The following is an 18,522-nucleotide window of genomic DNA, read 5'->3' on the forward strand; positions in this document are numbered from 1 at the left end:
CGGTCCCGCCGGCCTCGCCGCCGCCCTGGCCGCCTCGCGCAGCGGCGCGCGGGTGATTCTCGCCGACGAACAGGAAGAGTTCGGCGGCAGCCTGCTCGACACCCGCGAGACCCTCGACGGCAAGCCGGCCGAGGAGTGGGTGGCGAAGGTCATCGCCGAACTGCAAGGCAACCCGGACGTGGTCCTGCTGCCGCGCTCCACCGTCAACAGCTACCACGACCACAACTTCCTCACCATCCACGAGCGCCGCACCGATCATATCGGCGAGACCGCTCCGCTGGGCCAGGTGCGCATGCGTGTACACCGCGTCCGTGCCAATCGCGTGGTGCTCGCCGCCGGCGCCCACGAGCGCCCGCTGGTCTACGCGAACAACGACGTGCCGGGCAACATGCTCGCCGGCGCCGTCTCCACCTATGTACGCCGCTACGGCGTGGCACCGGGCAAGAAGCTGGTGCTGTCCACCAACAACGACTACGCCTACCGCGTCGCCCTGGACTGGCAGGAAGCCGGTCTGCAGGTGGTCGCCATCGCCGACGCCCGCCCCAACCCGCGTGGCGAATGGGTCGAGGAAGCGCGCAAGCGCGGCATGCGCGTCATCACCGGCAGCGCCGTGATCGAGGCACGCGGCAGCAAGCGCGTGAGCGGTGCGAAGGTCGCCTCCATCGACACCTTCCGCCACAAGGTCAACGCGCCCGGTGAGTGGCTGGATTGCGACCTCATCGCCAGCTCCGGCGGCTACAGCCCGGTGGTACACCTGGCTTCGCACCTGGGCGGAAAGCCGGAATGGCGCGAGGACATCCTCGCCTTCGTTCCCGGCCTGGCCTTCCAGAAGCGCCTCTGCGCCGGCGCGGTGAACGGCGTGTTCCGTCTCGCCGATGCCCTGGCCGACGGCTACCAGGCCGGCAGCCAGGCCGCTGTCGACGGCGGCTTCAAGTCCGTCGCAGGCGAACTGCCGGTAGTTGCCGAGCGCGCCGAGGACGCCACCCTGGCGCTGTTCCAGGTGCCCCACGAGAAGTCCACCGCCCGCGCACCCAAGCAGTTCGTCGACACCCAGAACGACGTCACCGCCGCCGCCATCGAACTGGCCTGCCGCGAGGGCTTCGAGTCCATCGAGCACGTCAAGCGCTACACCGCGCTGGGCTTCGGCACCGACCAGGGCAAGCTGGGCAACATCAACGGCCTGGCCATCGCCGCCCGGGCCCAGGGCAAGAGCATCGCCGACACCGGCACCACCATGTTCCGCCCGAACTACACCCCGGTGACCTTCGGCGCCGTCGCCGGCCGTCACTGCGGCCACCTGTTCGAACCGGTGCGCTTCACCGCCCTGCACGCCTGGCACGTGAAGAACGGCGCCGAGTTCGAGGACGTCGGCCAGTGGAAGCGCCCGTGGTACTTCCCCAAGCGCGGCGAAGACATGCACGCCGCCGTGGCCCGCGAGTGCCGCGCCGTGCGTGAGTCGGTCGGCCTGCTGGACGCCTCCACCCTGGGCAAGATCGACATCCAGGGCCCGGACGCCCGCGAGTTCCTCAACCGCGTCTACACCAACGCCTGGACCAAGCTGGACGTGGGCAAGGCCCGCTACGGCCTGATGTGCAAGGAAGACGGCATGGTCTTCGACGACGGCGTGACCGCCTGCCTGGCCGACAACCACTTCGTCATGACCACCACCACCGGTGGCGCCGCGCGCGTCATGGAATGGCTGGAGCTGTACCACCAGACCGAATGGCCGGAGCTGAAGGTGTACTTCACCTCGGTCACCGACCACTGGGCCACCCTCACCCTGTCCGGCCCCAACAGCCGCAAGCTGCTGGCCGAGGTCACCGACATCGACCTGGACAAGGACGCCTTCCCCTTCATGACCTGGAAGGAAGGCAAGGTCGCCGGCGTACCGGCGCGGGTGTTCCGCATCTCCTTCACCGGCGAGCTGTCGTACGAGGTGAACATCCAGGCCAACTACGCCATGGGTGTGCTGGAGGCCATAGTCGCCGCCGGCGCCAAGTACAACCTGACGCCGTACGGCACCGAGACCATGCACGTCCTGCGCGCCGAGAAGGGCTTCATCATCGTCGGCCAGGACACCGATGCCTCGGTCACCCCGGACGACCTGAACATGGGTTGGGCGGTGGGTCGCACCAAGCCGTTCTCCTGGATCGGCTGGCGCGGCATGAACCGCGCCGACTGCCAGCGCGAGGACCGCAAGCAACTGGTCGGCCTCAAGCCGACCAACCCGATGGACCTGCTGCCCGAGGGCGCGCAGCTGCTGTTCACCCCCCAGCACACCATTCCCGCGACCATGGTCGGCCACGTCACCTCCAGCTACATGAGCAGCACCCTGGGCTACAGCTTCGCCCTGGCGGTGGTGAAGGGCGGCATCAAGCGCCTGGGCGAGAAAGTCTATGCCCCGCTGCCGGATGGCCGGGTGATCGAGGCGGAAATCTGCAGCTCGGTGTTCTACGACCCGAAAGGCGAACGGCAGAACGTGGATTGATCGGAGTGGGGTTCGCCCCTCTCCCCCGCCCTCTCCCTGAAGGGAGAGGGAGTGACTGAAGCTCCCGGATGGCACGGTGCATAAGGTGCACTCGGACATCCCCTGTCCCTTCAGGGAGAGGGTTAGGGAGAGGGCAGACAGGCTTCCAGGGCGCACGACGCCCCAAGGTGAATACGAATGAGCAAAGCCAATCTCTACCAGCAACGTCCCGCAGACGGCATCCAGGCCGAATCGCCCCTGCACCACGCCGAGCTGGACAAGCTCGCCGCGCGCAAGGTGGCCAACGCCGGCGTGACCCTGCGCGAGAAGAAATTCCTCGGCCACCTGACCCTGCGTGGCGACGCCCACGACCCGGCCTTCGCCGGCGGCGTGCACAAGGCCCTGGGGCTGGAGCTGCCGGTGGCGCTGACCCTGGTAGCCAAAGGCGACACCTCGCTGCAATGGCTCGGCCCGGACGAGTGGCTGCTGATCGTCCCCGGCGGCGAGGAGTTCGCCGTCGAGCAGCGCCTGCGCGAAGCGCTGGGCGAAGAGCTGCACTACTCGGTGGTCAATGTCAGCGGCGGCCAGACCCTGCTGGAGCTGGAAGGCGCCAAGGTCCGCGAAGTGCTGATGAAGTCCACCGGCTACGACGTGCACCCGAGCAACTTCCCGGTGGGCAAGGCGGTGGGCACGAACTTCGCCAAGTCCCAGCTGGTGATCCGCCATACCGGCGAGCACACCTGGGAGCTGGTGGTGCGCCGCAGCTTCTCCGACTACTTCTGGCTGTGGCTGCAGGACTCCTGCGCCGAGTACGGCCTGCAGGTGGCGGCGTAACAGGCGTCGATTCCCCCCGTCGCACCGGCGGGGGGAAATCCTTCGGAGTCAGACCATGAGCCGCACCCCCGAAACCTGGATCCTCACCGCCGACAGCCCGAGCCTGCTGGGCACGGTGGACGTGGTCACGCGCTACCTGTTCGAGCAGCGCTGCTACGTCACCGAGCACCATTCGTTCGATGACCGCCTGGCGCAGCGCTTCTTCATCCGCATCGAATTCCGCGCCGGCGACGGCTTCGACGAAGCGGCCTTCCGCGCCGGCCTCGCCGAGCGCGTCGCGCCCTTCCAGATGAATGTCGAACTGACCCCGCCGGGCTACCGCAGCAAGGTGGTGATCATGGTCTCCAAGGCCGACCACTGCCTGAACGACCTGCTCTACCGCCAGCGCATCGGCCAGCTGCCGATGGACGTGGTGGCAGTGGTCTCCAACCACCCGGACCTCGAACCGCTGGCGCGCTGGCACGGCATCCCCTACCACCACTTCGCCCTCGACCCCAACGACAAGGGCGCACAGGAGGCGAAGGTCTGGCAGGTGATCGAGGAGACCGGCGCCGAACTGGTGATCCTCGCCCGCTACATGCAGGTGCTGTCCCCCGAACTGTGCCGCCGCCTGGACGGGTGGGCGATCAACATCCACCACTCGCTGCTGCCCGGCTTCAAGGGCGCCAAGCCCTACCACCAGGCCTACCAGAAGGGCGTGAAGCTGGTCGGCGCCACGGCCCACTACATCAACAACGACCTCGACGAGGGCCCGATCATCGCCCAGGGCGTCGAGCCCGTGGACCACTCCCACTACCCCGAGGACCTGATCGCCAAGGGCCGCGACGTGGAGTGCCTGACCCTGGCCAAGGCCGTGGGCTACCACATCGAGAAACGCGTCTTCCTGAATGCCAACCGGACGGTGGTGCTGTAACGGCACCGCTCCTGTAGGGCGCATAACGCCGCAGGCGTTATCCGCCATGACACTTCGAACGGCGGATGGATGGAGCTCATCCGCCCTGCGTTTCCACCTGGACTGTGGCGTTCGCGGTAAAGCGCCCTCTCCCCAGCCCTCTCCCTGAAGGGAGAGGGGGCAAGAGCAGTGCGGAGTCTCCGGCTGACACGGCGCTCCCTCCACACACGAACATCCCCTCTCCCGCTTGCGGGAGAGGGTTAGGGAGAGGGGCTTTTGAAAGCACCCGCTCCCAACCACCGAGCAACACCGACAGACCCGCCGGCTGCCAGCAGTACGTACCGGCCCTGTCGCGCAACACACGACATCCCAGTGCAAAACCGCGAGCCGCAAGGCCCGTCTTTGTACCCACAAACACAATGAGGAATGCGTATGTCTGGCAATCGTGGTGTGGTTTATCTCGGCCCGGGCAAGGTCGAAGTACAGAACATCCCCTATCCGAAGATGCAGGACCCGCAGGGCAAGCAGATCGACCATGGGGTGATCCTTCGAGTCGTTTCCACCAACATCTGCGGCTCCGACCAGCACATGGTGCGCGGCCGTACCACCGCGCCCGAAGGCCTGGTGCTGGGCCACGAGATCACCGGCGAGGTGGTGGAGATCGGCCGTGGCGTGGAAACCATGAAGATCGGCGACCTGGTCTCGGTGCCGTTCAACGTCGCCTGTGGCCACTGCCGTACCTGCAAGGAGCAGCACACCGGCGTCTGCCTGACGGTCAACCCGGCTCGCGCCGGCGGCGCCTACGGCTACGTCGACATGGGCGGCTGGGTCGGTGGCCAGGCCGAGTACGTGATGGTCCCCTACGCCGACTTCAACCTGCTGCGCCTGCCCAACCGCGACGCGGCGATGGAGAAGATCCGCGACCTGACCTGCCTCTCCGACATCCTCCCCACCGGCTACCACGGCGCGGTGACGGCCGGCGTCGGTCCGGGCAGCACCGTCTACATCGCCGGTGCCGGTCCGGTCGGCCTCGCCGCCGCCGCTTCGGCCCGCCTGCTGGGCGCCGCCGTAGTCATAGTCGGTGACGTCAACCCGACCCGCCTGGCGCACGCCAAGGCGCAGGGCTTCGAGATCGCCGACCTGTCCAAGGACACCCCGCTGCACGAGCAGATCGCCGACCTGCTGGGCGAGCCGGAAGTGGACTGCGCGGTCGATGCGGTCGGCTTCGAAGCCCGTGGCCACGGTCATTCGGGCTCGCAGCACGAGGCTCCGGCCACCGTGCTGAACTCGCTGATGGGCGTGGTGCGGGTCGCCGGCAAGATCGGCATTCCGGGCCTGTACGTCACCGAGGACCCGGGCGCGGTGGACGCGGCTGCCAAGCAGGGCTCGCTGAGCATCCGCTTCGGCCTGGGCTGGGCCAAGTCGCACAGCTTCCACACCGGCCAGACCCCGGTGATGAAGTACAACCGCCAGCTGATGCAGGCGATCATGTGGGACCGCATCAAGATCGCCGACGTCGTCGGGGTGGAAGTCATCACCCTGGACGACGCGCCCAAGGGCTACGGCGAGTTCGATGCCGGCGTGCCGAAGAAATTCGTCATCGACCCGCACAACCTGTTCCGCGCCGCCTGACGGCGCACTTGAACCCCCGGCCGCGGCTCCACTTCCGCGGCCGTCTCTCCAGGGAGCCGCAAGGCTCCCTTTTTTTGCCTTCGCGTTGGCACCGCTTCACCTGTAGGAGCGAGCTTGCTCGCGAACCCGCCCAACGCAGGCGCAACCGGGGGTATCCGTTCGCGAGCAAGCTCGCTCCTACACAGGACCCGCGCCCCACCGCTCCTACGAGGGCCGCGCCTTCCGCAGACGGACTCCGAGATCACCTCGTAGGATGGCGTGGAGCGCAGCGATACCCATGCGGAGGGTGCCGAGAATTGATGGGTATCGCTTCGCTCCACGCCATCCTACAAATGCGATCCGCCGCGATGTCTCTGACTCAGCCGAGCAGCTTCGCCGCCATCCGCTGCAGCGCCTGGCGCTGGAAGGCGCGGAAGTCCGCGTCGGGTTGCTGGCCTTCAAGCATCGGCAGGAAGGGATCGACCACTTCGGTGCGCACGCCGGCCATTTCCTCGATCACCGCGTGACCGCAGAACGGCACGTAGGCTTCCGCATAGCCGCCTTCGTGCACCACCACCAACCGGCCCTGGCACAGGCGCTCGGCTGCGTCGCGCACGGCGGCGGTCATGAAGCGGAAGGTCTCGCTGTGGGCGAGCATCCGCGCCAGCGGGTCCACGCCGTTGGCGTCGAAGCCGCTGGCGACCACGATCAGCTCGGGCTGGAAGCGCTCCAGCGCCGGCACGATGATCGTCTCCATGGCCGCGCGGTAGGCGTCGTCGCCGCTGCCGGGGTAGAGCGGCACGTTGAGGTTGTAGCCCTTACCCGCGCCCTCTCCGATGTCGTCCACCGCGCCGGTGCCGGTGGGGTAGCAGTCGGCCTGGTGGATCGACAGGGTCAGCACGTCGTCGCGGTTGTAGAAGATCGCCTCGGTGCCGTTGCCGTGGTGCACGTCCCAGTCCAGCACCGCCACGCGCTTGATGCCGTGGCGCGCCTTGGCCGTCTCCACCGCCACGGCGATGTTCGCCAGGTAGCAGAAGCCCATGCCACGATCCGGCAGGCAGTGATGGCCCGGCGGACGGGACAGCGCGTAGGCGTTGTCCAGCTCGCCGCGCAGCACCGCATCCACCGCAGCGATGGTCAGGCCGGCGGACTGCCGGGCGATGTCGTAGGTGCCATGGCTGACCATGGTTTCCTCGCCCATGTCGCCATGGCCGACTTCGCTGTAGGCCTTGAAGCGCTCCAGGTAGCTGGCCGGATGCACGCGCAGCAGGTCTTCCTCACTGGCCAGCGGCGCGCTGGACAGGTGCAGCTGGCTGCTCAGCCCGGAGACGTCCATCAGGCTTTTCAGCCGGCGCTTGCTCTCCGGCGACTCGGCGTGGCCGCCGCCCACCGGCGGCTGCAACCAGCCACCGACGGGAAGGATCAGCGCATGCAGCCCGGTCGCGTGCCAGAAGCAGCGCTCGTCGAAGAAGAACCCGGTGCGACGGCTCATGCGCGAGCCGCCTTCAGCGCGCGCTGGCGCTTGCGGCTGAACAGCCAGTACACCGGCGAGACCACGCCCAGGCCGACGACCCAGGAAATGTCCGCGCCGTTCATGGCCTGCGCGGCGGCGCCGGTGTAGAGCGCGGTGGACATGAACGGAACCTGCACCAGGATGCCGAGGATGTAGCAGTTCACCGCGGTCCAGTTGAAGGTGCCGTAGATGCCGCCGTCACGCCGGAAGAACGACAGCACGTCGTATTCGCCGTGGGCCACCAGGTAGTAGTCGACCAGGTTGATCGCGCTCCAGGGCACCAGCACGTAAAGCAGCAGCAGGATGAAGTTGGTGTAGTTGGCCATGAAGTTGTCCTGGCCGAGCAGGGCGATGGCCAGCGAACCGCCGAACAGCGCCAGGGCGATCACCGTGCGCCAGCCAGCCTTGGCCGACCAGGCGGGAATCAGCGTCTGGCCGACAGTGATGGCCGAGAGGGTGCCGCAGTACAGGTTCATCGAGTTGGTGGCGGCGATGCCGATGGAGAACACCGCGACCATGATGGCGCTGAAGCCGCCGGTCATCTCGATCAGGCCGGCGATGACGTCGCCCTCGCCCACCGACAGGCCGACCAGCACGCCCAGCAGCATCGGCAGGATCGAGCCCAGGCAACAGCCCCAGTAGCTCGACCAGAACGCGGTGCGCGCGCCGGTGCCCTGCGGCATGTAGCGCGAGTAGTCGGAGACGTAGGGCGCATACGCCAGTTGCCACAGCGCGGCGATGGACAGCGCGCCGAGGAAGCCGGGGATGTTGTTCTCGTTGCGCTGCAGCAGGTCCGCCGGCAGGCCGTGGACGAACACCAGCCAGACGAAGCTGACCAGCAGCACCGCGCCGGACAGCCAGGACATCACGCGGGTGTAGCCGTGGATCAGGCGGTAGCCGAACACCGTGGCGATCACGCTGATCGCGCCCACCAGCAGGATGCCGGTGTTGGTGCCGATCACCTCGAAGCGCGCATGCAACGCCTGGCCGCCGAGGACCAGGTTGGAGGCGAAGAAGCCCAGGTACATGATCACCACCAGGGCGACCACCAGCAGCGAGCCGAACGAGCCGAACTGGCCACGGGTCTGCACCATCTGCGGCACGCCCAGCTGCGGGCCCTGGGCCGAGTGCAGCGCCATGAACACCCCACCCACCAGGTTGCCGAGCACCAGCGCCAGCACGGCGGCGAAGAACGGCAGCTTGAACACGGTGACCGCCAGAGCGCCGGTGACCACCGTCAGCAACATGATGTTGCTGCCGAACCAGATGGTGAAGAGGTCGCGGGCGCGGCCGTGTCGTTCGTGTGCGGCGATGGGCTGGATGGTGCTCAGCTCCAGCGTCGTCGCCTGGTTTTGCGTCGTTGTCATTGTGTTTCTCACGCGTCGTTGGCAAGGCAGGCCCGGCGCGGACGCCGGGCGTGGATCAGGAAAGGATCAGCGGGCAGCCCAGGCGTTGAAGCGCTGTTCGAGCTCTTCGCCGTGGTCGACCCAGAAGGCTGCGTCCACCGAGCGGGCGCCTTCGAGGTTGGCCGGCGCGGTGGGCAGCGCATCGCGCACGTCCGCCGGCAGCAGGTCCAGCGTGCCCTTGTGCACCGGGCCGTAGGGGATGTTCTCGGAGAAGGTCTTCTGGGTTTGCGGCTGGCTGGCGAAGGCGATGAACTTCTCGGCCAGCGCCTTGTTCGGCGTGCCTTTCACCACGGCCCAGTATTCCGGGTCATACAGGCTGCCCGGCCAGACGATGCCCAGCTTCACGCCTTCCTTCTGTGCGGCGGCGATGCGGCCGTTGTACGCGGCGCTCATCACCACATCACCGGCGGCCAGCCACTGCGGCGGCTGCGCGCCAGCTTCCCACCACTGGATGTTGCCCTTGAGCTGGTCGAGCTTGGCGAAGGCGCGATCGACGCCTTCCTGGGTACCGAGCACCTTGTAGAGATCTTCCTGCTTCACGCCGTCGGCCAGCAGGGCGATTTCCAGCGTGTACTTGGCGCCCTTGCGCAGGCCGCGCTTGCCGGGGTATTCGGCGGTGTTCCAGAAGTCGGCCCAGGACTGCGGGGCCTTGGCGACCTTGGCGCCGTTGTAGGCCATGACCATGGACCAGACGTAGGTGGCCACGCCGCACTCGCTCAGGGTGCCGGGGACGAAGTTCTTCTCGTCGCCGATGGCCGCCGGGTCGATGCGTTCGAACAGGCCTTCCTCGCAGCCGCGCAGCAGCTCGGGGCTCTCCACCTCGACCACGTCCCAGGTGACCTTGCCGACGTCGACCATGGCCTTCACCTTGGCCATTTCGCCGTTGTACTCGCCGGCGACGATCTTGCCGGCGCCGCTGGCCTCGAAGGGCTTGAAGTAGGCCTGCTCCTGGGCCGCCTTGGTGGCGCCGCCGAAGGAGATGACGGTGATGCTTTGGGACTGTGCATGAGCACTGCCGACAGCGGCAGCGAGGGCACAGGTGATGGAGATGCGCGTAAGCAAGGACACTTTCATGGAACGACTCCCACAGCCGGATTGGCGTTGTTGTGTTGCTGGGCAGTACCCCCGGCCAGAAGCCGGGCAAAAGGGTTCCATCGCGCGGGCGTCTTCGCGCTCGCGGCGTTGTTGTTGGGTATTTCAGCTCTTCGCAGGAGCGAGCTTGCTCGGGAACAATTGGCGCTAGCGGGTTCCCTCTCCCCCCGCCCTCTCCCTGAAGGGAGAGGGAGCTATCCGAGCCGGCTGACACCACGGCATCAGCCTGCGCCGATCCAGTCCCCTCTCCCTTCAGGGAGAGGGTTAGGGAGAGGGGCTCTTGCCGAGCTCCGCGTCACCGTTCGCGAGCAAGCTCGCTCCTACAAAAAAAGCGGAAGCGCGTGCCGTTACAGCACGCCGATTTCCTGGGCCGTGCGGTCTACCGCGCGGCGGGTCTTGTCGACCAGTTCGTCGATCTCGGCACGGCCGGCGACCAGCGCCGGGGCCATGATCATGCGGCCGAGGGTGGAACGGATGATCACGCCCTCCTCGAAGCCGATGGTGCGGCAGCGCCAGGCGATGTCGTTCTCGTTGTCGAAGCGCTTGCGGGTGGCCTTGTCCTCGACGAACTGCAGCGCGGCGACGAAGCCGGCGCCCTGGATGTCGCCCACCAGCGGGTGGTTGCCGAAGACTTCGCGCAGGCACTGCTGCAGGTACGGGCCGGTGTCGTTCTTCACCGCATTCACCCAGCCCTCGTCACGCAGCGCGCGCAGGTTGGCCACCGCCACCGCTGCCGCCACCGGGTGGCCGGAGTAGGTCAGGCCGTGGGCGAACACGCCGCCCTCTTCCACCAGCGCCTGGGCGATGCGCTTGCTCAGCACCAGGCCGCCCATGGGGATGTAGCCAGAGGTCAGGCCCTTGGCGATGGACAGGGTGTCCGGCTGGAAGCCGAAGTGCTGGTGGGCGAACCACTCGCCGGTACGGCCGAAGCCGCCGATCACTTCGTCCGCGCACAGCAGCACGTCGTACTGACGGCAGATGCGCTGGATTTCCGGCCAGTAGCTTTCCGGTGGGAAGATCATGCCGCCGGCGCCCTGGAAGGGTTCGGCGATGAAGCCGGCGACGTTGTCGGCCCCCAGCTCGAGGATCTTCTCTTCCAGCTGCAGGGCGCAGCGACGGCCGAACTCGGCCGGGGTCAGGTCACCGCCGGCGGCGAAGAAGTAGGGTTCGTCGATGTGCGCGATGTCCGGGATCAGGCCGCCCATCTCGTGCATGAATTTCATGCCGCCCAGCGCGGTAGCCGCCAGGGTGGAGCCGTGGTAGCCGTTCCAGCGGCCGATCATGATCTTCTTCTGCGGCTTGCCTTCGATCTGCCAGAAGCGGCGCACGGTGCGGATCAGCACCTCGTTGGCCTCGGAGCCGGAGTTGGTGTAGATCGCGTGGCTGTAGTGGTCGGGCAGCAGGCTGAAGAGCGTCTCGGACAGTTCGATCACCGCCGGGTGGGTGGTGTGGAAGAACATGTTGTAGTAGGGCAGCTCGTCCAGCTGGGCGGCGGCGGCGGCGGTCAGGTCCTTGCGGCCATAGCCCAGGTTGGTGCACCACAGGCCGGACATGCCGTCCAGGTAGCGATTGCCGTCGTTGTCCCAGAGGTGCAGGCCTTCGCCACGCACCATCACGCGCGGGCCTTCGGCGTTCAGCGCCTTCTGGTCGAGAAAGGCATGGATGTGGTGCGCGGCGTCCGCTTTCTGGTAGTCGCGGGTATCACGTGGCGCGCGGGTCTTGTCGGTCATCGACTTTTCTCCTCTATCCCTCGGCGGTGCTCCGGCAGCCGGCCTGAGGGGTCTTCAGGGGATCGAGGGCGACGGACTTACCTGGGCAGTCTCACCGGCCGTCTCGAACGGTTCGGTTAGGAATTCGCGTGTTGCTCAGGCGTCGGGCTCGCCCCGGCGGCCTGTCCTACATCAGTCGCGCAGCTGGAACCAGGTGGTCTTGAGCTGCGTATATTTATCGAAGGAATGCAGCGAGAGGTCGCGGCCGAAGCCGGACTGCTTGCCGCCGCCGAACGGAATCGCCGGGTCCAGCGCGTCCACGGTGTTCACCGACACGGTGCCCGCGTTCAGCTTGCGCGCCACGCGGTGGGCGCGGTGCAGGTCGTCGCTCCACAGGGAAGCGGCGAGACCATAGATGCTGTCGTTGGCCAGGCGCACGGCTTCTTCTTCACTGTCGAAGGGGATGACTGCAAGCACCGGGCCGAACACTTCGTCGCGGGCCAGGGACTGCTGTGGGCGCACGCCGGTGAAGATGGTCGGCTCGATGAAGTTGTCCGAGCCGTTGAAGCTCAGCTGGCGACCACCGCAGGCCAGCGTCGCGCCGTCGCCCTGGGCGCGCTCGATGCAGGCCATGATGCCGGCGGTCTGCTTGTTGTCGACGATGGAGCCGGCGCGGCTGGCCGGGTCCAGCGGGTCGCCCGGGGCCCAGTCGCGGGCCTTGGCGATCAGGCGTTCGACGAACTCGTCGTGGATCGAACGCTCCACCAGCAGACGCGAGTTGGCCGAGCAGACTTCACCCTGGTTGAAGAAGATGCCGAAGGCGGCCTTCTCGGCGGCCAGGTCGAGATCGCGGCAGTCGGCGAACACCAGGTTCGGGCTCTTGCCGCCGCATTCCAGCCAGACCTGCTTGAGGTTGGACTGCGCGGAATACTGCATGAAGTACTTGCCGACCTGGGTCGAACCGGTGAACACCAGGGCATCCACGTCCGGGTGCAGGCCCAGCGCCTTGCCGGCGGCCTCGCCCAGGCCCGGCACGACGTTCAGCACGCCTTCGGGGATACCCGCTTCCAGCGCCAGCTCGGCCAGGCGCAGGGCCGAGAACGGCGACTGCTCGGCGGGCTTGAGCACCACGGAGTTGCCGGCGGCCAGCGCGGGCGCCAGCTTCCAGGCGGCCATGTCGAGGGGGAAGTTCCACGGCACCACGGCGCCGATCACGCCCAGCGGCGTGCGGGTAATGGTGGCCAGGGCGTTCTGCGCGGTCGGCGCGACCTGGTCGTAGAGCTTGTCGAGGCTTTCGGCGTACCAGGAGAACACGCCGGCGGCGCCGGGCACGTCGATGTTCCAGGCGTCCATGACCGGCTTGCCCATGTTCAGGGTGTCGAGCAGGGCCAGTTCGTCGCGATTTGCCATCATCAGCTCGGCGAGCTTCTGCAGCACGGCCTTGCGCTCACGCGGCGCCATGCGCGCCCACGGGCCGGTCTCGAAGGCATTACGGGCAACGCGGACAGCAGCGTCGACTTCGGCCGCGCCACAGGCGGCGACATTGGCCAGCAGGCGATTGGTCGCCGGGTCGATGGCGGCGAAGGTCGCGCCATCCTGCGCGGCCACGCGGCGGCCGCCGATCAGCGCGCTGTCGATGAAGGTCTGCCGGGCAGCACGCTGCCGCCAATCGTTGAGCTCGTACACCAGGGCACTCCTGCTTCGCTCGCCCTCGAGGGACGTTGTTGTTCGAATGTGGATTGGATGGTCGCCCAAGGCCTTGCCAAGGAAAATTATTAAATTTGTCTTCGGGATATATGAAAAAGCTGGGCAGCGATGCACCGCCCCGGAGCGCTGCGCGCCATCGCGGTGCGCACCGGCGCACCGCTGCAGGGCCCGTAGTCAGCGGGTCAGCGCTTCATACAACTCGGGGCGACGGCACGCCAGGTAGGGGAAAGTGCCGGCCTGGCGGGCGCGCTGCTGCGGGTCGAGATCGACGATCAGCAGACTCTCCGCGGGCCCGGCGGCAGCCAGGCATTCGCCATCCGGCGCGACGATGCAGGAGCCGCCGAGGAAGGCCAGGCCGTCCTCCACGCCGCAGTGGTTGCAGTAGGCGACGAACAGCTGGTTCTCCACCGCCCGTGCCGGGACTATCACGCCCGGCACCGCGCCGTATTCGGGCGTCAGCGCGGTGGGGATGAGGATCAGCTCGGCGCCGCTCAGCGCGTGGGTACGCACCGCTTCGGGGTATTCCACGTCGAAGCAGATCAGCAGGCCGATGCGCCAGCCGGCGTAGTCGAAAGGTGCTTCCAGCACGTCGCCGGCGCTGAACACCTCGCGCTCCATGGCGCCGAACAGGTGCGCCTTGCGGTAATGGCCCAGGGCGCAGCCGGACGGGCCGATCACCTGCACCGAGTTGTACGGCTTGCCGCCCTGCGGATGGCGCTCGGCGTAGCCATAGGCGATGGCCAGTCCGAAGCGCTGCGCCAGCTCGCCGATGCGCCCGGCCGACGGCCCGTCTGCCGCCTCGGCCAGCTCGTTCATGCGCTGCGGCACGTTGTAGCCGCCCAGCCACAGCTCCGGGCAGAGCAGCAGTTGCGCGCCGCGGCCTGGCGCTCCAGCTGGTCGAGGTTGCCGGCGACATCGCCGGGGAGGCCGCAGGTCTGCCAAAGGGCCATGCGCATGAGCTTTACTCCAGGCTGCGTGTACGGGATTTGCAGGGCGCTTTCACGCACTGCGCTGGAGTATGCCCGCGCCCGGAGGGTCGCAGCAGGCGGCCAAGGCCATGAAAAATGTGGTCCCCGGCGAGGAAAATCTTCGCCATGGGCCGCCCCCGCCGGCCGGCCCAACGCGGTATCTTGTATAAAAAAGCAGCAACGAGGCGTGCAGTGGCTTCCTATACCTTGCGGCAACTGAAGTATTTCGTGACCACCGTGGAATGCGGCAGCGTGGCCGAGGCGTCGCGCAAGCTGTACATCGCGCAGCCATCCATTTCCACGGCGATCAAGGGGCTGGAAGAGAGCTTCGGCGTGCAGCTGTTCATCCGCCACCACGCCCAGGGCGTGTCGCTCACCCCCAGCGGCGCGCGCTTCTACCGCAAGGCGCAGGAACTGCTGCGCATGGCCCACGAGTTCGAGCAGAACGCGCTGGCCGACAACGACGTGGTGGCCGGGCAGATCGACATCGGCTGCTTCGAAACCGTCGCCCCGCTCTACCTGCCGCGCCTGATCTCGGGCTTCCGCGAACGCTACCCCGGCGTGGAAATCCGCATCAGCGACGGCGAGCAGCAGGAGCTGGTGCAGGGCCTGACCGCCGGCCGCTTCGACCTGGCGCTGCTCTACGAGCACGACCTCGACGCCACCATCGCCACCGATCCGCTGATGCCCGCCCAGCGCCCCTACGCGCTGCTGCCGGAGAACCACCGCTTCGCCAAGCAGGACAAGGTTTCCCTGCGCGACCTGGTGCTGGAGCCGATGATCCTGCTGGACGTGCAGCCCAGCCGCACCTACTTCGTGCGCATCTTCGAGGAACTGGGGCTGAACCCGCACATCGCCTTCAGCTCGCCGTCGATCGAGATGGTGCGCGGCATGGTCGGCCAGGGCTTCGGCTTCTCCCTGCTGGTCACCCGCCCGCACTCCGAGTGCACCTACGACGGCAAGAAGGTCGTCACGGTGGACGTTGCCGAAGAGGTCAGCACCTCCGGCCTGGTCGCCGCCTGGCTCAAGCGCGCCCAGCTGACCAAGCCGGCGCAGCTGTTCGTCGACTACGCGCGAGAGGAGCTGAGCGGGAAGCATTGAGGCCGTCTTCGCTTTTTCTGTAGGAGCGAGCTTGCTCGCGAACAAACTTCGGCGCGGTGGCCACCCCCTCTCCCCCGCCCTCTGCATCAACACCCTTTAAAGTCAACCGGCGAGCACTCCAGTTGCAGCGCACGCCGGACAGTCCCCTCTCCCTTCAGGGAGAGGGTTAGGGAGAGGGCAATCGCCCGAGCACCAACCCCCTCCCGTCACTCCCATGCCCCCAACCGGACATCCGGGGTTACAATCTCGCCCCCAATCCGAAACGCCTTCCCGCCCCATGCTCATCTGGAAAGAGCGCGTGCAGCGCCTCATCACCCTCGTCGTCGGCCTGCTGCAGAAGTACCCGCGTGTCATCGCCCTGTTCGGCTTCTGCTCCGGGGTGTTCAGCTTCATCATGGTCGACCGCCACCGCGCCGGCTTCGCCCGCGCCATGGCCATCGTCATGCTGATCAGCTGGATCTGGCTGATGCTGGAGAACCTGTTGACCCAGCGCTTCAAGAGCCGCTTCGGCTGGGAAGTGCCGCCGGGCCTGCTGCGCTACGGAACCCAGCTGATCCACCAGGAAAGCCTGTTCTTCTGCCTGCCGTTCTTCTTCGTCACCACCACCTGGAACAGCGGCCAGGCCCTGTTCACCGGCGTGCTGACCCTCGCCGGACTGGCGGCGATCACCGACCCCATCTACTACAAGTGGCTGTCGGTGCGGCGCTGGACCTTTCTCGGCTACCACACCCTGACGCTGTTCGCGGTGCTGCTCACGGCGCTGCCGATCATCCTCCACCTGAGCACCCCGCAGAGCTACCAGGCGGCGCTGGCCATCGCCGTGCTGCTGTCCTTCCCGAGCCTTGCAGTGACGGTGAAGATCCACAAATGGTGGCGCTGGATCGCCCTGGTCGGCCTGACCCTGTCCATCGGCGCGGTGGGCTGGTTCGCCCGCGCCTGGGTGCCGCCCTCGACCCTGTGGATGACCGAAATGGCGGTGACCGAGAGCTTCGACAACGCCCAGCGCACCCCCGGCGACAGCCTGGAGACGGTCAGCGTCGCGCAGATCAAATCCCAGGGCCTCTACGCCTACACCGCGATCAACGCCCCGCGCGGGCTGAACGAGCGCATCTACCACGCCTGGCGCCTGAACGGCCAGGAAGTGGACCGCATCGCCCTGGACATCAAGGGCGGCCGCGAAGCCGGCTACCGCGCCTGGACGCACAAGCAGAACTTCCCCACCGACCCCAGCGGCGACTGGCAGGTGCAGGTGCTTACGGAAGCGGGCCAGGTGATCGGTACGCTGCGTTTCGAGGTCACGCCGTGACGTCAGGGGCTGCCCCCGTTTCGGCACGACCGCGACGAAGCGTATTCCGCGCAGGTCCGGTGTGCATCCGGGCATCGGCTGCAGCTGGCATTTCGGCGCAAGGAGACTGCGCGAAATACGCTCCGTCCCTTCGGGTTGCGCGGCAAATCACGCCATGCGTCGTTGCGGGACTAGACAAGGGAATGCCATTGCCGTCGTCCCGCGTCTAGCCTGGCGCGATTTGACGCAGCAACGCGGTTCGCGCCGAAACAGGGGCAGCCCCTGGGTGTCCTTGACCCAGAGCGGCGCTTTCCCCTACAAGACCCTCTCCCCAGAACAGAAAGCGCCGAGAGAGTCATGACCAATACTGCCCTGCACCCGTTCGACCGCGCCGTGGCCCTGCAACCCGTCCCCGGCCAGCCCAACCTCTACGAGGGCCACACCAGCCAGGACTACTGGAACATGGTCGGCCCCTTCGGCGGAGTCACCGCCGCGGTCCTGCTGCAGGGCGCGCTGCGCCATCAGCAACTGCTCGGCAGCCCGCTGTCGCTGACGGTGAACTACGCGGCGGCGGTGGTGGCCGGCACCTTCCAGGTCGAAGCCATACCGGTGCGCACCAACCGCTCCACCCAGCACTGGCTGCTGCAACTGACCCAGGCCGATGAGGCCGGCGAGCAGCAGGTCACCACCACCGCCACCCTGGTCACCGCGCTGCGCCGCGAGACCTGGAGCCTGACCGACCTGCCCTTCCCCGACATCGCTCCGCCCAGCGACTTCGAGCCGATGAGCCCCGCCGCCAAGGGCGTGGCCTGGCCGAAACAGTACGAGATGCGCCCGGTTTCCGGCGCCTTCCCCAGCAAATGGGATGGTAGCGGCGAGACCAGCCGCAGCCAGCTCTGGCTGCGCGACGCCCAGGACCGCCCGCTGGATTTCCTCTCCCTGGCGGCGATGAGCGACATCTTCTACCCGCGTATCTGGCTGCGCCGCGCCACGCCGGTGCCGGCCGGCACCGTGTCGATCACCACCTACTTCCACACCGACGCCGCGCAGATGGCCGAAGTCGGCGCGGGCTACCTGCTGGGCGATGCCCGCGCGCAGGAATTCCGCAACGGCTTCTTCGACCAGAGCGCCCAGCTGTGGAGCCAGTCCGGCGCGCTGCTGGCGACCAGCAACCAGGTGGTTTACTACAAGGAGTGAGCCGTCTCGCTTCCCCGTAGGATGGCGTGGAGCGAAGCGATACCCATCAACTTCCCGGCCAGCCCGCGATGGGTATCGCAAGCTCCACCCATCCTACCTTTGCTGTAGCAGCGAGCTTGCTCGCGAACAGGGTCCAGGCGCACACCGAAGTTGGGCGGTTCGCGAGCAAGCTCGCTCCTACGAAAAGCGGCGCAGTGAACGCAGAGCACAAAAAAGCCCGGCACCTGGCCGGGCTTTTTCATGGGCAGGAAGAGGGCTCAGACCTTCTTCACGAACTCCGACTTCAGCTTCATCGCACCGATGCCGTCGATCTTGCAGTCGATGTCGTGGTCGCCGTCCACCAGGCGGATGTTCTTCACCTTGGTGCCGACCTTCACCACCAGGGACGAGCCCTTGACCTTGAGGTCCTTGATCACGGTGACGGTATCGCCGTCCTGCAGCAGGTTGCCAACCGAGTCCTTGATCACACGGGCATCGCCATCGGCCTCGCCCGAGCCATCAGCGGACCACTCGTGGGCGCACTCGGGGCAGACCAGCTGGGCGCCGTCTTCGTAGGTGTATTCGGAGTTGCATTTGGGGCAGGGCGGCAGCTGGCTCACGGCGGTTCTCACAGGGCAAACGGTAAAAAGACCGCAGAGTATATAAGGTTTATCCCGTTTCTGCCCGGCGACGAAGTTGGCCATGCGCCAGCACCGTTACAAAAGCGTAAGAATCCATCGCTATAACAGGCGGCCACTTCG

The 18,522-nt window shown here is 67.1% G+C and carries 14 protein-coding genes and 1 pseudogene; 7 read left to right on the top strand and 8 right to left on the bottom strand.

Annotation, left to right across the window (positions count from 1 at the left end):
* The 4 genes from ACCC94_RS10795 to fdhA form a co-directional block, all read left to right on the top strand.
* A partial coding sequence (locus ACCC94_RS10795; RefSeq protein WP_413349431.1) for a sarcosine oxidase subunit alpha family protein occupies positions 1-2,488 on the top strand: 2,488 nt, incomplete at its 5' end.
* A gap of 177 nt (positions 2,489-2,665) precedes the next feature.
* Complete coding sequence (locus ACCC94_RS10800) at positions 2,666-3,301, top strand: sarcosine oxidase subunit gamma (RefSeq protein WP_413349433.1); 636 nt, start codon at positions 2,666-2,668, stop codon at positions 3,299-3,301.
* Positions 3,302-3,356: 55 nt separating this feature from the next.
* Positions 3,357-4,214: a formyltetrahydrofolate deformylase gene (locus ACCC94_RS10805; RefSeq protein ID WP_413349434.1), complete on the top strand. Its 858-nt coding sequence runs from the start codon at positions 3,357-3,359 to the stop codon at positions 4,212-4,214.
* A gap of 411 nt (positions 4,215-4,625) precedes the next feature.
* The gene (gene fdhA / locus ACCC94_RS10810; RefSeq protein ID WP_017521542.1) at positions 4,626-5,825 is read left to right on the top strand and encodes a formaldehyde dehydrogenase, glutathione-independent; all 1,200 of its coding nucleotides are present in this window, start codon (positions 4,626-4,628) and stop codon (positions 5,823-5,825) included.
* A 358-nt stretch (positions 5,826-6,183) separates the two neighbouring features.
* Here fdhA and ACCC94_RS10815 read toward each other — a convergent pair whose 3' ends face one another.
* From ACCC94_RS10815 to ACCC94_RS10845, 7 genes and pseudogenes are all read right to left on the bottom strand, one after another.
* The gene (locus tag ACCC94_RS10815; protein ID WP_413349436.1) at positions 6,184-7,296 is read right to left on the bottom strand and encodes a class II histone deacetylase; all 1,113 of its coding nucleotides are present in this window, start codon (positions 7,294-7,296) and stop codon (positions 6,184-6,186) included.
* Positions 7,293-8,684 (bottom strand): purine-cytosine permease family protein, encoded by a 1,392-nt coding sequence (locus ACCC94_RS10820; protein ID WP_413349438.1) that lies wholly within the window; start codon positions 8,682-8,684, stop codon positions 7,293-7,295. Before ACCC94_RS10820 ends, ACCC94_RS10815 begins: the two co-directional genes overlap by 4 nt.
* Before the next feature lie 66 nt (positions 8,685-8,750).
* On the bottom strand, positions 8,751-9,791 hold the full coding sequence (locus tag ACCC94_RS10825) for an ABC transporter substrate-binding protein (protein WP_413349465.1): 1,041 nt from the start codon (positions 9,789-9,791) through the stop codon (positions 8,751-8,753).
* A gap of 371 nt (positions 9,792-10,162) precedes the next feature.
* Positions 10,163-11,545 carry an aspartate aminotransferase family protein gene (locus ACCC94_RS10830; protein WP_413349440.1) on the bottom strand — a complete coding sequence of 461 codons (1,383 nt, stop codon included), beginning with the start codon at positions 11,543-11,545 and terminating at the stop codon, positions 10,163-10,165.
* 13 nt (positions 11,546-11,558) lie between these two features.
* Positions 11,559-11,668: pseudogene (locus ACCC94_RS10835) on the bottom strand (hypothetical protein); the annotation flags it as partial.
* 48 nt (positions 11,669-11,716) lie between these two features.
* Positions 11,717-13,210 (bottom strand): aldehyde dehydrogenase, encoded by a 1,494-nt coding sequence (locus ACCC94_RS10840; protein WP_413349441.1) that lies wholly within the window; start codon positions 13,208-13,210, stop codon positions 11,717-11,719.
* Between the two features lie 195 nt (positions 13,211-13,405).
* A complete protein-coding gene (locus ACCC94_RS10845) occupies positions 13,406-14,059 on the bottom strand; it encodes a carbon-nitrogen hydrolase family protein (RefSeq protein ID WP_413349443.1) in 654 nt (217 codons plus the stop codon).
* Positions 14,060-14,391: 332 nt separating this feature from the next.
* Between ACCC94_RS10845 and ACCC94_RS10850 the strand changes: the two genes are divergently transcribed.
* The 3 genes from ACCC94_RS10850 (at position 14,392) to ACCC94_RS10860 (ending at position 17,782) form a co-directional block, all read left to right on the top strand.
* On the top strand, positions 14,392-15,300 hold the full coding sequence (locus ACCC94_RS10850) for a LysR substrate-binding domain-containing protein (RefSeq protein ID WP_413349444.1): 909 nt from the start codon (positions 14,392-14,394) through the stop codon (positions 15,298-15,300).
* A 277-nt stretch (positions 15,301-15,577) separates the two neighbouring features.
* Positions 15,578-16,606: a DUF5924 family protein gene (locus ACCC94_RS10855; protein WP_413349445.1), complete on the top strand. Its 1,029-nt coding sequence runs from the start codon at positions 15,578-15,580 to the stop codon at positions 16,604-16,606.
* A 336-nt stretch (positions 16,607-16,942) separates the two neighbouring features.
* A complete protein-coding gene (locus ACCC94_RS10860) occupies positions 16,943-17,782 on the top strand; it encodes an acyl-CoA thioesterase (protein ID WP_413349447.1) in 840 nt (279 codons plus the stop codon).
* A 257-nt stretch (positions 17,783-18,039) separates the two neighbouring features.
* Here the strand turns inward: ACCC94_RS10860 and ACCC94_RS10865 are convergent, their stop codons facing one another.
* Complete coding sequence (locus ACCC94_RS10865; protein ID WP_138213617.1) at positions 18,040-18,381, bottom strand: zinc ribbon domain-containing protein YjdM; 342 nt, start codon at positions 18,379-18,381, stop codon at positions 18,040-18,042.
* Positions 18,382-18,522: the final 141 nt, after the last annotated feature.

The sequence above is a fragment of the Pseudomonas sp. Pseusp97 genome, from assembly GCF_047304025.1.
GTDB lineage: Bacteria > Pseudomonadota > Gammaproteobacteria > Pseudomonadales > Pseudomonadaceae > Pseudomonas.

Coding starts and splice junctions, on each gene's coding strand:
- ACCC94_RS10800 (WP_413349433.1), top strand. CDS start 2,666: ATGAGCAAAGCCAATCTCTACCAGCAACGTCCCGCAGACGGCATCCAG.
- ACCC94_RS10805 (WP_413349434.1), top strand. CDS start 3,357: ATGAGCCGCACCCCCGAAACCTGGATCCTCACCGCCGACAGCCCGAGC.
- fdhA (WP_017521542.1), top strand. CDS start 4,626: ATGTCTGGCAATCGTGGTGTGGTTTATCTCGGCCCGGGCAAGGTCGAA.
- ACCC94_RS10815 (WP_413349436.1), bottom strand. CDS start 7,296: ATGAGCCGTCGCACCGGGTTCTTCTTCGACGAGCGCTGCTTCTGGCAC.
- ACCC94_RS10820 (WP_413349438.1), bottom strand. CDS start 8,684: ATGACAACGACGCAAAACCAGGCGACGACGCTGGAGCTGAGCACCATC.
- ACCC94_RS10830 (WP_413349440.1), bottom strand. CDS start 11,545: ATGACCGACAAGACCCGCGCGCCACGTGATACCCGCGACTACCAGAAA.
- ACCC94_RS10855 (WP_413349445.1), top strand. CDS start 15,578: ATGCTCATCTGGAAAGAGCGCGTGCAGCGCCTCATCACCCTCGTCGTC.
- ACCC94_RS10860 (WP_413349447.1), top strand. CDS start 16,943: ATGACCAATACTGCCCTGCACCCGTTCGACCGCGCCGTGGCCCTGCAA.